Origin of the sequence: Streptomyces sp. NPDC029674 (assembly GCF_044903205.1) — a bacterium.
Taxonomy (GTDB): domain Bacteria; phylum Actinomycetota; class Actinomycetes; order Streptomycetales; family Streptomycetaceae; genus Streptomyces.
Genome location: NZ_JBJDPY010000028.1, coordinates 49,412 through 64,231, shown reverse-complemented (window position 1 = coordinate 64,231; position 14,820 = coordinate 49,412). Strand labels below are relative to the sequence as shown.

The window sequence follows — 14,820 nt, the reverse complement described above, 5'->3', positions numbered from 1 at the left end:
TGTTGATCCCCGCCCCCCCCCCCCCCCCCCCCCCCCCCCCCCCCCCCCCCCGCGCCCCCCCCCCCGCCCGCGACGAGACGCAGGATGCGGGCCTCCTGCGCGCTCAGGGCCGGGTGGGCGAGCTCCTCCCCCGCGCCGTCGGCGCCGGCCGCCGCGTCGTTGCCCGGGGTCTCCGCCCGCTCCTCCGCGACGCGCAGCGTCACGAGCAGGGGCGGTGTGTCCGCCAGCGGGTCGGTGACGGGTTCGACGGTGACCTGCCCGTGGCGGGCCGTTCCCCGTGCCGTCCAGCTCACTTCGACCGGGTAGCGGGACCTGCGGCCGGAGCGCATGGCCTCGTCGAGTTTGCGGAGCTGCTGCCTGTTGGTGGGGGTGAGCAGGTCGAGCAGGAGCTTGTTCGCCAGCCGGCCCGGCTGGAGGCCCAGCGCCGTGGCGAAGGCGGGGTTGGCGACGGAGACGAGTCCGCCCGTGCTGGCGATGGCGGTCGGTACGGGGGAACGGTCCAGCAGGGTGAGGAAGCGGCCGCGCCAGACCGCCGCGTCCGCCTCCCGCGCCGCGCTTTCCGGCTTCGCCCCGCTTTTCGGCTTCGCCCCGCCTACCGGCTTCGCCCCGCCTTCCGGCTTCGCCGCCCGCACTCGCTCCACCTCCTGCACACCCCTCTTCGTCTTGTCGGTGGCCTCGGCCGCCGCACACTTCGTCGCTCGGCGCGCAAGCGGCGGGGCGGAAAAGACCCCTACAAGATTATGTAGTTCTCGCGCGGGGGTGCCGTCCGGGGGAGGCCACCGTGGACGTGGCGCCCCGCTTTCCGGGCGCTCAACTCCCCCGCGTACATGGGAAGAGGCACTGCCCGATGAGCGAAGAACACCCCGTCGAGATCTGCGGTCTCCGGGACCATCCGGACCTCGTACTGCCCACCGTCGACGTGACGGCGGCCGGGCCGACCAGCACGCCGGTCCAGCAGTCCGTGGAGCTCGCGCGGCGGCACGGTCCCTTCTACGTCCGCCGGTACCACGGGCGCGAGACCGTCTGGGTCAGCTCGCTGGAGCTGGTCGAGGAACTGTCCGACGAGACGCGGTTCGCCAAGGGCGTCGGACCGGCCCTGGAGAACGTCCGCGGGATCGCCGGTGACGGCCTGTTCACGGCGTACGACGAGGAGCCCAACTGGGCCAAGGCGCACGACATCCTGCTGCCCGCCTTCGCCATGAACTCGATGCGGACGTACCACCCGCACATGCTGCGCGTGGCCCGGCGCCTCATCGCCTCCTGGGACGCCCGGTGCGCGCCGGGCGCGGCCGGGTCCACGCCGGTGGAGGTCTCCGAGGACATGACCAGGATGACGCTGGACACCATCGGCCTGTCCGGCTTCGGCTACGACTTCGAGTCGTTCGGCCGCACCGATCCGCACCCCTTCGTGCAGGCACTCGTACGGGGCCTGGCGCACAGTCAGGCGAAGCTGACGCGGGACCCCGCGGGCGACTACGCCGCCGACGACGCGGCGTTCGAGGCCGACGCCGCCTTCCTCGCCCGCGTCGTCGACGAGGTGATCGAGGCCCGCAAGGCGTCGGGCGACACCTCCGCCGACGACCTGCTCGGTCTGATGCTCAACTCGCCGCACCCGGAGAGCGGGGAGACCCTGGACGAGGCGAACATCCGCAACCAGGTCATCACGTTCCTGATCGCCGGACACGAGACGACCTCCGGCACCCTCTCCTTCGCCCTTCACTACCTCCTGAAGAACCCGGCGGTCCTGCACCTCGCGCAGGCCGAGGTCGACGCTCTGTGGGGCGACGATCCCGACCCCGAGCCGACGTACGAGGACGTGGGCAGGCTGCGTTACGTACGACAGGTCCTCAACGAGGCGCTCCGGCTGTGGCCCACCGCTCCCGCGTTCCAGCGCCGGGCCCGCGCCGACACCGTCATCGGCGGGCGCCATCCGGTCAAGGCGGGCCAGTACGTGGTGGTGCTCACCCCGATGCTGCACCGGGACCCGGTCTGGGGCGACAACGTCGAGGAGTTCGACCCCGAGCGGTTCGCCCCCGAGGTGGAGGCGGCCCGCTCCCCGCACGCGTACAAGCCGTTCGGAACGGGTGAACGGGCCTGCATCGGGCGGCAGTTCGCGCTGCACGAGGCGACCATGCTGCTCGGCATGCTGGTGCACCGGTACCGGTTCGTCGACCACGCCGACTACCGCCTGAAGGTCAAGGAGACCCTCACCCTGAAGCCCGACGGCTTCACCATGACGCTGGTTCCGCGCACGCCCGAGGACCGCGCACGCAACCGGTCGGCCGCCGCCGGGTGGACCACGGTCGGCGGAGCATCCGGAGCCGGGTCCGGGCCCACCGGTACGGAGGGCGAGAGCGGCCTGCCCGCCCGGGCCCTGCCCGGCACCGCCCTCACGCTGCTGCACGGCTCCAACTTCGGCACGTGCCGCGAGTACGCCGAACAGCTCGGCGAGATGGCCACCGGCCTGGGCTTCGACGTGCGCGTCGCGCCGCTCGACGAAGCCGCCGACGCGCTGCCCGCCGGCTCCCCCGTGGTGATCGTCGCCGCCTCCTACAACGGCCGGCCCACCGACGACGCGGGCGAGTTCGTCTCCTGGCTGACCAGGGCTGCGCCGGACGCCGCCGACGGCGTGCGCTACGCGGTCCTCGGTGTCGGCGACCGCAACTGGGCGGCGACGTACCAGCGGGTGCCGACCCTCATCGACGACCGTCTCGCGGCGTCGGGCGGGAGCCGCCTCCTGGCGCGCGCCGAGGCCGACGCCTCCGGGGACCTCGCCGGATCGGTACGGCGTTTCACCGCGGCGCTCCGGCACGCCCTGCTGCGGGAGTACGGGGACCCGGAGAGCGTGGGGGCCGCCGCCGACGCCACGGCTCCGGTCAGGGTCTACGACGTCGTGGAGGTATCCGGTGAACCGCTGGACGCGCTGGACGCCCGGCACGGCACGGTGCCGATGACCGTGACGGAGACCGCCGACCTCGCCGACCCGTCCCACCCGCTCGCCCGCCCGAAGCGGTTCCTGCGCGTGGCGCTTCCTGACGGGGTGACCTACCGCACCGCCGACCACCTGTCCGTGCTGCCGGTCAACGACCCCGACCTGGTGGAGCGCGCGGCGTCACTGTTCGGCGTCGACCCGGACGCCGTCCTCAACATCCGGGCGCACCGGCCCGGCCGGTCGACCCTGCCGCTCGACCGGCCCGTCGCCGTCCGTGAACTCCTCGGCCGTTACGTCGAGTTGCGGGACGCGCCGACCGCCGCGCAGGTCGCCCTGCTCGCCGAGCACAACCCGTGCCCGCCGGAGCGAGCCTCTCTGAAACAACTGGCCGCTGATCCCGGGGCGTTGGCCGCGCGGCAGGGCGGCGTCCTCGACCTGATCGACGACCATCCGGCGCTGTGCGGCCGGCTCCCCTGGGCCGTCCTGCTCGAACTGCTGCCGCCGGTGCGGCCCCGCCACTACTCGATCTCGTCCTCACCCGCCGCCGCGCCGGGCCATGCCGACCTGATGGTCTCGCTCCTGTCGGCACCGGACCGCTCCGGCCGCGGGACGTTCCGCGGCACCGGTTCGTCGTACCTGCACGGCCTGCGGCCCGGCGACACGCTCCACGCGCGCGTGCAGCCCTGCCGCGACGCCTTCCGGATCCCCGCCGACGCGGCGACCCCGGTCATCATGGTCGGCGCGGGCACGGGTCTCGCCCCGTTCCGGGGAGCCATCGCCGACCGCCTGGAACTCCTGCGGAGCGGCGCCCGGCTCGCGCCCGCCCTCTGCTACTTCGGCTGCGACCACCCGGACGTCGACTACCTGCACCGCGCGGAACTCGAAGCCGCGGAACACGCGGGGGCGGTGTCCATGCGGCCGACGTACTCCAAGGCTCCCGAGAACGACCTCCTCTTCGTCCAGCACCGGATCGCGGCCGAGGCCGACGAGCTCTGGGACCTCCTGGAGTCCGGCGCCCGTGTCTACGTCTGCGGCGACGGCGCCCGCATGGCACCCGGTGTCCGCGAGGCCTTCCAGCACCTGCGCACGAAGCACGCGGGCGGTGACGCCTCGGAGGCGGAGGCGTGGTGGCGGGAGCTGGTCGCCGAGGGACGGTATGTGGAGGACGTGTATGTGAGCGCCTGAGATGTCCCGCCCTCAGCTCTCCAGCTCTCCGCCTCAGCTCTCCGCCTTCGGTGACTTCGTCAGGGACCACTCACCGACGTCGTCGGAGAAACCACTGTTCATGGAGAACTGCAGTTGCTCGGGCCGGGCGTCGGTCGGCAGCTCGAAGGTGATGAATCCGAGAGCGGTGTCGTCGGGCGAGATGGACACGATCGCGGGGAAGGACGCACCGGCATTCGTCTCGGCGACCAGCTCGGCGTCGAAGCGCTGGCCGTCCGTGTCAACCAGCGCCGCGCCATTGGTGGGGGAATCCTTGTACGGCGCCGTGCCCGTGTTCTCCAGCCGGAACTGCACGGCGACGTAGCGGTTGCCGGGGTCGGGCGCCAGGAACTCGTTCGTGGTGCGCGCCGGGTCCACGACCTTCACGGCGGTGACGTCGAGCCGCTCACCGCCGCTGATCCCCGTGAGGGAGAGCGTGGACCCGATACCGGGCTCGAGGGGAAGGTGCGGGCCGTCCAAGTGGCGGTCCGCACCGGACAGGCTGATCGCGGTCTCCGGCGAGGCGGCGCCCGCGACCTGCGGCCCGGTGGCACCGGCCGCCAGGACGGCGATCGTGCCGAGTACCACCGCGGGTACCCGACGCATTACCCGACGCATCTGTTCCTCCTCGGGACCGACCCCCGAGTCACCTTCTCTTCCTCACGATCCTCCGTTTGCGCACGAGTGCCAACCGCTGCACGATACGCACCGCACACACGCCCGTGTGCCTACCGGCTGACACTTCCGAGCCACAGCACGTCACGCGCCCGCGTCATCGCCACGAAGAGCTGGCTGCGTGTGAGTTCCGCGTGCTCCCGGGCCGTTTCGGGCGCGTCCGTGGTGCCGGAGGCGTCGGCCCCGTGCTGGGGCAGGTACACGCGCTTGAACTCCAGGCCCTTGGCCCTGCGGTACGTGCCGAGTTTGACCGCCTCCACCGGCCGGCCGTCGTAGTGCTCCAGCGGGCAGACCGCGATGTTCGCGCGGGCGAGCAGGCGCTGATAGTGGTCGATGGCCCGCTTCGAGGGGCACAGCACCGCGGCGTCGGCCCGTTCGGCGGCGGTCAGGGCGCCGAGGGCGTCCAGCAGCGCCCGGTCGTGGTCGGCGACGGTGGGTTCCGTGACGCGTACGACCTGGCCGTCGTGGTAGGTGAGGTCGACGTCCCTGCGGCCCGGTGTGCGCAGGCCGTCGATGTCGTCGAAGGCGTCGTCGGCGACGACCGCGAGTGCGGTGTCGAGGATCTGCTTGCTGTTGCGGTAGTTGGTGCGCAGCACCTGTCCGCGGTCGCCGCGGATGTCGATGTCCGCGTCGGTGAGGCGGAAACCTCCCGGGTAGACGGCCTGTTGCCCGTCGCCGACGAGGAGAAGGCCGTTGGGGGCGTCGCCGACCAGCGCGTGCAGGAGACGCACTCCGACGAGGGTGAGGTCCTGGACCTCGTCCACGATCACGGCCGCGTACCGGCGAGGGCTGGTGGGCCGTGCCGCCTCCGCCAGCGCGAGGGAGAGGACGTCGTTGAAGTCGTGCACGCCCCGCTCGGTGCGCAGCGACTCGTACGCCTCGTAGAGATCCCACACCGCCTGCCGGTGCGGTCGGCGAAGGATCGCCCTGCGGCGGCGCCGGGGCACGACGGCGTACTCCTCGAAGGTGGTGATGGAGCGGCCCTTGATGACGTGGTGGATCTCGTCCCGCCAGTAGGTGGGCGCCGGGTCGATCTCCGCCAGCCTGCTGTCGCGTCCGACGTGCTTCCAGGCGAGGCTGAAAGCGGTCTCGGCCTTGTCCTTGTGCAGGCGCACCGGTACGCCGCGCTCCTGCAGGAACTCCTGCGCCCAGGAGTGCAGGCTGCGGAAGTCCACCCGGTCCGCGACCGCCGGGGACATGCTCTTGAGGAAGGTGGCCTGCACCCGGGGCAGGTTGTTGGCGAAGGTGACGTACAGGATCCGGCCGCCGGTGCGGCGGGCGAGGTGGGCCGCGCGGTGCAGGCCGACGACCGTCTTGCCGGTGCCGGCGGGACCGCTGATGCGGGCGGGGCCCGTCCAGTTGCGGCGGACCAGGGCGATCTGGTCGGGGTGGAGGAAGGTCATCCACTGCTCGATCGGGGCGTGCAACGCCCCCTCCAGCGCCGCGTCCCGCAGCCCTTCGAGGTCGAAGAGGCCGTCGGGCTCGGCCTGTCGGGGTGGTGCCGGGGTGGTGGAGGGCGACCGGCCGACCGTCGATCCCTCGTAGTGCGGGAAGACGCGTTCCAGGTGGTCGGCGATGGCGCGGACCGACTCGGTGCGGAGCCGGTGGCGCTCCGCGAGCAGTGCGGGCCCGACCTCGTGCTCGCCGAGGAGCCGTATCCTGCCGAGTTCGGCGTCGAGCCGCCTGCCCGCGAAGACCATGAGCGGCTGGACCGCCACGGGGGACATGCCGAGCGACGCCACCGCGCCTTCGGCGGCCTTGGTGACGGCCAGGAGTCTGGCGGCGTGCTCGTCGCGCGGCTCGCCTCCGGCTCTCAGCCTGCCGTCCGCGGTCTCCGGGGCGGAGCGCCAGTTCTTGACGTCGATGACGAAGACACCGCCGGGCCCCACCAGCAGCATGTCCACGTTGGCGGTGCGCGTGCCGGGCCAGCGGCGGTCCACCAGCAGCCGCCAGCCGCGCTCCGTCAGCACCAACAGCTGGGCGGCGACGCGGCGTTCGCCCTCGCTCGCCGCCTCCCACCGGTGTGCCTGACTGCGGGCGGCCTGCCACTGTTCGCGCAGCAGCCGCTCTTGGCGCCGCGCCTCCTGCGCCCGCCGTGACGCCGACCAGCCTCCCGCCATGCCCTGCCCCCCTCGTACGCGGAGTGACGATCATAGGACCGTCCGCGACCGGAGCGGCAGGGCTCAGCCCCGGTACGTCTCCAGGAGCCGCAGCCACACCTCGCTGATCGTCGGATACGCGGGGACCGCGTGCCACAGCCGGTTCAGGGGGATCTCGCCCGCGACCGCCATCGTCGCCGAGTGGATGAGCTCGCCGACTCCGGGGCCGACGAACGTGACGCCGAGGAGGATCTCGCGGTCCAGGTCGACGACCATGCGGGCGCGGCCGCGGTAGCCGTCGGCGTAGAGGCCTGCGCCCGCGACGCCCGACATGTCGTAGTCGACGGCCCGGACGCGGTGGCCCGCGGATTCCGCTTCCGCGAGGGTGAGGCCCGCGGAGGCCGCCTCGGGGTCGGTGAAGACGACCTGCGGGACGGCGGCGTGGTCGGCGGTGGCGGAGTGGGCGCCCCAGCGGTCGGTTTCCAGGAGCGGGACGCCCTGGGCGCGGGCGGCGATGGCGGCGCCCGCGATGCGGGCCTGGTACTTGCCCTGGTGGGTGAGGAGCGCGCGGTGGTTGGCGTCGCCGACCGCGTACAGCCAGTCGCTGCCCTCCACGCGCAGGCTCTCGTCGACGGGCAGCCAGGAGCCGGGCTCCAGGCCTACGGTTTCCAGGCCGATGTCGTCCGTGCGGGGGGCGCGGCCGGTGGCGAAGAGAATCTCGTCGGCCTGGAGCGTGGAGCCGTCGTCCAGGGTGGCGGTCACCGTGCCGTTCTCGCGCTTGACGGCGGTGACCGAGACACCGGAGCGAACCTCGGCGCCCGCCTCCGTGAGCGCCTCCTGCACCAGCTCGCCCGCGAACGGCTCCATGCGCGGCAGCAGGCCGCCGCCCCGCACCAGCACCGTCACCCTCGATCCGAGCGCCTGCCACGCGGTGGCCATCTCGACGGCGACGACGCCACCGCCCACGACCAGGAGGCGGCCGGGCACGTGGTCGGCGGCGGTGGCCTCACGGCTCGTCCAGGGTTTGATCTCGGCGAGGCCCGGCAGGTCGGGCAGGGCCGCACGGGTGCCGGTGCAGACGGCGACGGCGTGGCGGGCCTGGAGCGTGTGCTCCGTGCCGTCCGTGCCGGTGACCGTCACCTTGCGGGGGCCCGCGAGGCGGCCGTGGCCCCGGTAGAGGTCGACTCCGATGCCGTCCAGCCAGCCGACCTGGCCGTCGTCCTTCCAGTGCGAGGTGTAGTCGTCACGGTGGGCGAGGACGGCGGTCGCGTCCAGGGGGCCCTGCACGGACTGGCGGAGGCCCGGGACGCGGCGGGCGTCGGCGCGGGCGATCACGGGGCGCAGCAGGGCCTTGCTGGGCATGCACGCCCAGTAGGAGCATTCACCCCCGACCAGTTCGCTCTCCACGATCGCGGCGCCGAGGCCGGCGGCGCGGGCCCGGTCCGCCACGTTCTCCCCCACGGGACCTGCTCCGATGACTACTACGTCGTACGTGATGGCATCCGTCATGAGGACAGTCTGTCGGCAGGTGTGCGCCGTGGCCACACGGGTACGCGCGCGGAACACGCCCATGTACGCACGGCACCGTCCGCGCATGCGCCGGGCGGAATACGTTCGCACCATCGGCCGTTGTGCACAGCGGCTACGCCCGACAGCAGGAAGTAGGGAACACCATGAGCAGCGCGACAGTGGAGCTCACCAAGGAGAACTTCGACCAGACGGTCACGGACAACGGATTCGTTCTGATCGATTTCTGGGCTGACTGGTGCGGGCCGTGCAAGCAGTTCGCCCCCGTCTACGAGCGGGCCGCCGAGGCCAATCCCGACCTGGTCTTCGCCAAGGTCGACACGGAGGCCCAGCCCGAGCTGGCGCAGGCCTTCGACATCCAGTCCATTCCGACGCTGATGATCGTCCGCGATCAGGTGGCGGTGTTCGCCCAGCCGGGCGCGCTGCCCGAGGCCGCCCTGACCGACGTCATCGGCCAGGCCAGGAACCTGGACATGGACGACGTGCGCCGGCAGGTCGCCGAGGAGCAGGCCAAGCAGCAGGAGCAGTGAGCGGAGAGCGGGACGGGCAACCGCAGGGGCGGTAGCCGTCAGCTGGACTCGCGGTGCACGACGTCGGCCCCGAGCACGTCGTGCACCTCGGGTTCGGTGCCGGGGTCGCGCACGACTCGGTCGACGAGTTCGGCGAGGCCGCGGCCCGACGGCAGCTCGATGCGGACGGTGCTGAGCCTGGGCCTCAGGAGCCTGCCGAGCATGAGGTCGTCCGAGCCGAGCACGGCGGTCTCGTCCGGTATGGCGATGCCCTCGTCCTGCAAGGCGCGCATCAGGAGCATCGCGTATTCGTCGTTGTAGGCGAAGACGGCGTCGATGCCGAGGGTGCGGCAGCGCACCGCGAGCCGGGCCGCGGACTCCTCGTCGTAGGCGAGGGACAGCTCGGTGACCGAGGCGCCTGCGGTGCGGGCGCGCTCGACGGCCTGCCGGGCCCCTTCGACGCGGGGCCGCGAGAAGTGCTCCAGGCCCTCCTCCGCGGGCACGACGACGCCGATGCTGCGCCGTCCCCGGGCGAGGAAGTGCAGGGCCGCCGCCTCGCCGACCCGGCGGCCGTCCATGAGCAGGGCGTGGGCGCCCTCGACGCGGTGCGGCCCGAGCGTGAAGACGGCCTTGGCGCCGGACCGCTTCAGGACCGTGACACCGCGCGGGTTGAGTGCGGAAGCGTCGGGGGCCAGGACGGCCACGGGGCGCAGTTCGGCCCAGGCGCGTGCGGCGTCCTCGCCGGTCAGGCCGAGGCTGGCGTACTGCACGACGGTGTAGTCGAACCGGCTGAGCGCCCACTGGAGTTCGTTGAAGAACCGGCTGAGGAGCGGGCCCATCGGGATCTCCGACGTGGGCATGAGGACCATGCGGCTGTGTCCGGCGCGGAGACTGCGGGCGGCCGCGTGCGGGACGTAGCCGAGCTCCCTGGCCGCGGCGTGGACGCGGCGGCGCGTGGGTTCGCTGATGCGGACGGCGCTGGTGTTGTTGAGGACGTACGAGACGGTCGCGCGGGAGACCCCCGCCAGGCGGGCGACGTCGGCGCTCGTCGGTACGGAGCGCTGCGTGGGCTGCTGCTTCGGTATCTGCACCATGACACGGGCATCCTCGCAGACGGCCGCTGGGCGCCTAACACCCCCTGCCTCGTTCCGCGTTGGGCTACTCGCCGGTTAGCGTTCGGGCATCCGTCGTCGAGCGAAGGTGCCCCCCACATGACTGTCGACCGTGCCGAAGGTCTGGCGCGCACCGCCCGCGCGCTGGCCGCGGGAGAGGTGTCCTCGCGTGCGCTGACCGAGCGGACGCTGGCCAGGATCGAGGCGTCGCAGCCTGTGCTCAACGCCTTCAAGCGGGTGCGGGCCGAGGCCGCGCTGGCCGAGGCGGACGCCGCCGACCGGGAGCTGGCGGCGGGCGGCGCGGTGGGCGGGGCCGCTTCGGAGCGGCCGCTGCTTGGGGTGCCGCTGGCCGTGAAGGACGACATGGACATCGCGGGCGAGCCGACCGCGTTCGGGTGCCGGGGCGACTTCCCGCCGAGGGCGGCGGACTCGGAGGCCGTACGTCGGCTGCGCGCGGCCGGAGCCGTGATCGTCGGCAAGACCAACACGTGCGAGCTGGGGCAGTGGCCGTTCACGGAGGGCCCCGGTTTCGGGGACACCCGCAATCCGTGGCACACGGGCCACACGCCCGGGGGTTCGTCGGGCGGCTCGGCGGCCGCGGTCGCGGCGGGCCTCGTCCCCGCGGCGCTGGGCTCGGACGGCGCGGGCTCGGTGCGGATCCCCGCCGCCTGGACCCATCTGGTCGGGATCAAGCCGCAGCGCGGACGCATCTCGACGTGGCCGTGGCCGGAAGCCTTCCACGGCATCACCGTCAACGGTCCGCTCGCCAGGACGGTCGCGGACGCCGCGCTGCTCCTCGACGCGGCGAGCGGCAGCCACGAGAAGGATCTGCACCGGCCGCCCGCCATACGGGCCGCGGAGGCCGCGACCCGCGATCCGGGGCGGCTGCGGATCGCCCTGTCGCTGCGGATGCCGTTCACGGCGACGCCCAAACGCCTGCACCCGGTGGTGCGGGACCGGGTGGTGGCGCTCGCGGACCGGCTCGCCGCGCTCGGCCACGACGTGGCGGAGGCGGATCCGCGGTACGGACAGATCGGTCTCGCGTTCGTGCCGCGCGCCACGGCGGGCATCGCGGAGTGGGCGCGGCAGGTGCCTGACGCCTCTCTCCTCGACCGGCGCACGCGCGAAGCGGCCCGCATGGGGCGCCTGTTGCAGGGCGCGCCGCTGCGTCTCGCCCGCCGCTCGGAGGCGGCGCTGCACCGCCGGGTGGGCGCCGTCTTCTCGGCGTACGACGTGGTCCTCGCGCCGACGACGGCCACTCCCCCGCCGCGCCTCGGCACGCTCGCCACGATGAGCGGCTGGCGCACCGACCGGGCGATGATCGCCGCCTGCCCCTACGCGTGGCCGTGGAACGTCCTCGGCTGGCCGGGCGTCAACGTTCCCGCGGGCCGCACCCCGGGCGGTCTGCCCGTCGGCGCGCAGCTCCTCGGCCCCGCGGGCAGCGAGCCGCTCCTCATCTCCCTGGCGGCGCAGCTGGAGGCGGACCAGCGGTGGCACGAGAAGTGGCCGGCGCCGGTCCCGGCTCCGGTCTCCTGACTACGCTTCCCGTGTGGGCAGCAGGGAGATCTGGGGCAGGTTGACGTGCCGCGGGCGCCCGACGGCGAAGGCGATGACCTCGGCGACGTCGCCGCCGGAGGGGATGCCCTCGATGGAGCCCACGGCCTCCTGGACGGCGGCGCTGATGGCCGGGTCGTCGATGTGGTCGCGCAGCTCGGTGTCGATGGTGCCGGGTTCAATGTTCGTCACGCGTACGTCGGCGGGGCTGAGCCGGGCCCGCAGATTGCGGGAGAGGTGGCTGAAGGCGGCCTTGGAGGCGGCGTACCCGGCGAAGCCGGGCAGGACGGTCTGGGCGGCCGCTGAGGAGATGTTGACCAGGTCCGCGTGGCCCCGCTCGGCCGCCGCCGCGAGCAGGTCCGGGACGAACGTCTCCACGACGGCGAACGCGCCGGTGACGTTGACGTCGATCATCCGCTGCCAGTTGGTGCCCGCGGACCCGTCCAGGAGATCGGGCAGGGCGAGTCCGGCGTTGTTGACGACGAGGTCGACGCGGCCGAGGCGGGCGTGGATGCGGGCGGCGGCCGCGGTGAGCGAGGCGGGGTCGGTCACGTCGGCCGGCAGGGCGAGGGCGGTGCCGCCGGCCGCCTCGATGCGGGCCACGTGCTCTTCCAGGCGGTCTGCGCGCCGGGCCAGCAGGGCGACGTGCGCGCCCTGCGCGGCCAATTCGCGCGCGGTGGCCTCGCCGATGCCGCTGGAGGCTCCGGTCACGACGGCCACCCGGCCCGTGAGGGGGCTGGTCTGCCGCTCGGTGGAGGTGGTCTGCTGCTCGGTGGTGATGGTCATGGTGGTCTCCCGCTCAGGTGTGTCCGCGGGCCGTGCCGGCTCGCGGTACCGACTCTGCGGGAGTTCCGCGTGCCCACCCAGGGCTCGGCTCGACCCTGGGTCTGGCAGAACCACCTTGTGAAGGACACTTGATCCATGGACTTCCGCACCGAGCTCTCCGCGTTTCTCCGCTCCCGCCGCGCCCGACTGCGGCCGGAGGACCTCGGCGTACGTCCGTTCGGCGGCCGCCGACGCGTGCCCGGCCTGCGCCGGGAGGAGCTGGCGGACCTGGCGGGGGTGAGCGTCGACTACTACGTACGGCTCGAACAGGGCCGCACCCACAACGTCTCCGACAACGTCCTGGACGCCGTCGCCCGAGCCCTGCGCCTGGACGGGGCCGAGCGCGCGCATCTGGGCCACCTCGTCCGCGCCCTGCGCCACCCGGCCTCGACGCCCCCCGACCCGCAGCCGGTCAGGGCGGGCGTGCGGGTGCTGCTCACGGCGCTCGGCGAGGTGGTGCCCGCGTACGTGCTGGGACGCAGGCTGGACATCCTGGCCTCCAACCGGGCGGCCCGGGCGCTGTTCACCGACTTCGACGCGCTGCCGCCCGGGCAGCGCAACGCGGCCTGGCTGGTCTTCCTCGACCCGGCCGTGCGCGGCCTGTATCCGGACCGGGAGGCGTGGGAGGAGACGGCGCGAGGCACCGTCGCGGCCCTGCGCACGGATCTGGGTCGGCATGCCTGCGACGACCGGCTGTGCGACCTGCTCGGCGAGCTGTCGGTGCGCAGCGAGGAGTTCCGCGCCCTGTGGGCCGAGCACCACGTGGGCGAGCACGCCCACGGCGTCGAGCGGCTGCGCCATCCGACGGCCGGTGAGCTGACCCTGCGCCGCGAGACGCTGCGCCTGCCCGACGGGGGCGACCAGTGCCTGGTCATGTACGCGGCCGAACAGGACACCCCGTCCCACGCGGCCCTGGCCGCTCTCGCGGCGCCTCAGCGCTGCGGTGCGGGGAACGCCACGGGGCTGCGCAGGCCGGAGCGGCCGACCGCGCGGACGCCGAAGAAGACGTTGTCCTTGGACAGGTCGACGGTGTGACGGGTGGCGTCGCCGACGTCGGTCGCATGGGTCCAGTCGGTGTCGGTCGTCTCGCGCCACACGACTTCGTACCCGGCGAGATCGGCCTCGGTGCCGCGCTCCCACACCAGCTCGGTCTCGTTGGTCAGCGCGGCGGTGAGGATCTTCGCGCCGCGCGGGGTGCCCGGGGCCTGGGCGAGGCTCCAGAGGGCGGCGGCGTTGACGCGGGCGACGCGCGCGACGAACGGGAAGTCGCAGAACTCCGGCAGGTCCCCGTACTGCTTGCCGTCCACCACGCGGACGTCCTGGTGCTGGTGGGCGTAGTCCTCGGCGGGCTCGGTGAACCGGGCTGCGGGGTAGGCGCGTTCGAGGAAGGGGATGTGGTCTCCGCCGCGCAGGTAGCGGTCGCGGCGATGGACGACGCGCACCCGCATCCCGGTCGCGTCGTTCGAGGCCACCTCCTTGACGAAGCGGGCGAGCTGGCGGGCCGGTGAGTCGTTCTCGCCGCCCACCGAACGTCTGACGGCGGCCTCCTCCGGCGTTTCGGACGAGGGGACGCCCTCCGCGAAGAGGCGGATCGTCCGCGGGTCGCGGGTGCCGTCGTCGGCGGTGGAGCTGCCGACGATGTCATTGGTGAACATCGCCTGGACGTCGGCCTTGCGCTGCTTGAACTGCTCTGCCATGTGCGCCGCTCCGAACAGTCCCTGTTCCTCGCCCGCGACGGCGGCGAACACGAGCGTCGCGCCGACGCGCCGGGTCGCCATGACGCGCGCGAGCTCCATGACGACTGCGACCCCGGAGGCGTCGTCGTCGGCTCCGGGCGCGTCGCTCGTGAAGTCCATGACGTCACTGGCGCGCGAGTCGTAGTGCCCGGAGACGACGTACAGGCGGTCGGGGGACGTCGAACCGCGCAGGGTGGCCACGACGTTGGTGATCCGGGTCGGGGTGGGGATGCGGGGGCCGGGTTCCTGGACGTACGACTGGAGCTCGACGGTCATCCGTCCGCCCGAGGCCCGGGCGTGGCGCCGCAGCTCGGCGAGGATCCAGTCGCGGGCGGCGCCGATGCCGCGCACGGGGTCGTCCTGCGAGGACAGCGTGTGCCGGGTCCCGAACGCGGCGAGCCGCCGGACCGTCGCCTCGATGCGCCGGTGGTCGATCTCCCGCAGTATCGCGCGCAGCTCGCGCGGCGGCTCCTGAGCCGTGAGGCCCCCGCCGTCATGCGCGGTGGCGGGACCCGTCTGCAGGGCGACGGCTCCGGCCGTGGTGGCGGCCGCCGCCGCGGCCAGGACGGTACGCCGGGAAGTGCCCGTCTGCTGCGACATGCAGCCTATGGTCATGGACACTCCAACTCGCCGCAAGGGGCGGTGAAG

The 14,820-nt window shown here is 73.3% G+C and carries 11 protein-coding genes; 4 read left to right on the top strand and 7 right to left on the bottom strand.

Going from position 1 to position 14,820, the window contains the following annotated elements; translation table 11 throughout:
• The coding region (locus tag ACI2L3_RS37830; RefSeq protein WP_404756997.1) for a PAS domain-containing protein at window positions 1–650 on the bottom strand (650 nt) is incomplete at its 3' end.
• Between the two features lie 197 nt (window positions 651–847).
• Here ACI2L3_RS37830 and ACI2L3_RS37825 point away from each other — a divergent pair.
• The gene (locus tag ACI2L3_RS37825) at window positions 848–4,117 is read left to right on the top strand and encodes a bifunctional cytochrome P450/NADPH--P450 reductase (RefSeq protein ID WP_404756996.1); all 3,270 of its coding nucleotides are present in this window, start codon (window positions 848–850) and stop codon (window positions 4,115–4,117) included.
• A gap of 33 nt (window positions 4,118–4,150) precedes the next feature.
• On the opposite strand, the gene ACI2L3_RS37820 is transcribed toward ACI2L3_RS37825, so the two are convergent.
• From ACI2L3_RS37820 to ACI2L3_RS37810, 3 genes are all read right to left on the bottom strand, one after another.
• Window positions 4,151–4,753 (bottom strand): DUF4352 domain-containing protein, encoded by a 603-nt coding sequence (locus tag ACI2L3_RS37820; RefSeq protein ID WP_404756995.1) that lies wholly within the window; start codon window positions 4,751–4,753, stop codon window positions 4,151–4,153.
• 110 nt (window positions 4,754–4,863) lie between these two features.
• Window positions 4,864–6,930, bottom strand: a complete 2,067-nt coding sequence (locus ACI2L3_RS37815; RefSeq protein ID WP_404756994.1) for a UvrD-helicase domain-containing protein — start codon at window positions 6,928–6,930, stop codon at window positions 4,864–4,866.
• Window positions 6,931–6,993: 63 nt separating this feature from the next.
• Window positions 6,994–8,418 carry a dihydrolipoyl dehydrogenase family protein gene (locus tag ACI2L3_RS37810; protein WP_404756993.1) on the bottom strand — a complete coding sequence of 475 codons (1,425 nt, stop codon included), beginning with the start codon at window positions 8,416–8,418 and terminating at the stop codon, window positions 6,994–6,996.
• A gap of 164 nt (window positions 8,419–8,582) precedes the next feature.
• Between ACI2L3_RS37810 and trxA the strand changes: the two genes are divergently transcribed.
• Window positions 8,583–8,966: a thioredoxin gene (gene trxA, locus ACI2L3_RS37805; RefSeq protein WP_404756992.1), complete on the top strand. Its 384-nt coding sequence runs from the start codon at window positions 8,583–8,585 to the stop codon at window positions 8,964–8,966.
• Between the two features lie 38 nt (window positions 8,967–9,004).
• On the opposite strand, the gene ACI2L3_RS37800 is transcribed toward trxA, so the two are convergent.
• A complete protein-coding gene (locus ACI2L3_RS37800; protein ID WP_404756991.1) occupies window positions 9,005–10,039 on the bottom strand; it encodes a LacI family DNA-binding transcriptional regulator in 1,035 nt (344 codons plus the stop codon).
• A 117-nt stretch (window positions 10,040–10,156) separates the two neighbouring features.
• Between ACI2L3_RS37800 and ACI2L3_RS37795 the strand changes: the two genes are divergently transcribed.
• Window positions 10,157–11,593 carry an amidase gene (locus ACI2L3_RS37795; RefSeq protein ID WP_404756990.1) on the top strand — a complete coding sequence of 479 codons (1,437 nt, stop codon included), beginning with the start codon at window positions 10,157–10,159 and terminating at the stop codon, window positions 11,591–11,593.
• On the opposite strand, the gene ACI2L3_RS37790 is transcribed toward ACI2L3_RS37795, so the two are convergent.
• Window positions 11,594–12,397 (bottom strand): SDR family oxidoreductase, encoded by an 804-nt coding sequence (locus tag ACI2L3_RS37790; RefSeq protein ID WP_404756989.1) that lies wholly within the window; start codon window positions 12,395–12,397, stop codon window positions 11,594–11,596. It lies immediately after the preceding gene.
• A 135-nt stretch (window positions 12,398–12,532) separates the two neighbouring features.
• Here ACI2L3_RS37790 and ACI2L3_RS37785 point away from each other — a divergent pair, with 135 nt between their 5' ends.
• Window positions 12,533–13,471 (top strand): helix-turn-helix transcriptional regulator, encoded by a 939-nt coding sequence (locus ACI2L3_RS37785; protein WP_404756988.1) that lies wholly within the window; start codon window positions 12,533–12,535, stop codon window positions 13,469–13,471.
• Here the strand turns inward: ACI2L3_RS37785 and ACI2L3_RS37780 are convergent.
• Window positions 13,369–14,772 carry a M20/M25/M40 family metallo-hydrolase gene (locus ACI2L3_RS37780; protein ID WP_404756987.1) on the bottom strand — a complete coding sequence of 468 codons (1,404 nt, stop codon included), beginning with the start codon at window positions 14,770–14,772 and terminating at the stop codon, window positions 13,369–13,371. The two genes, ACI2L3_RS37785 and ACI2L3_RS37780, sit on opposite strands and share 103 nt — an antisense overlap.
• Window positions 14,773–14,820 lie beyond the last annotated feature (48 nt).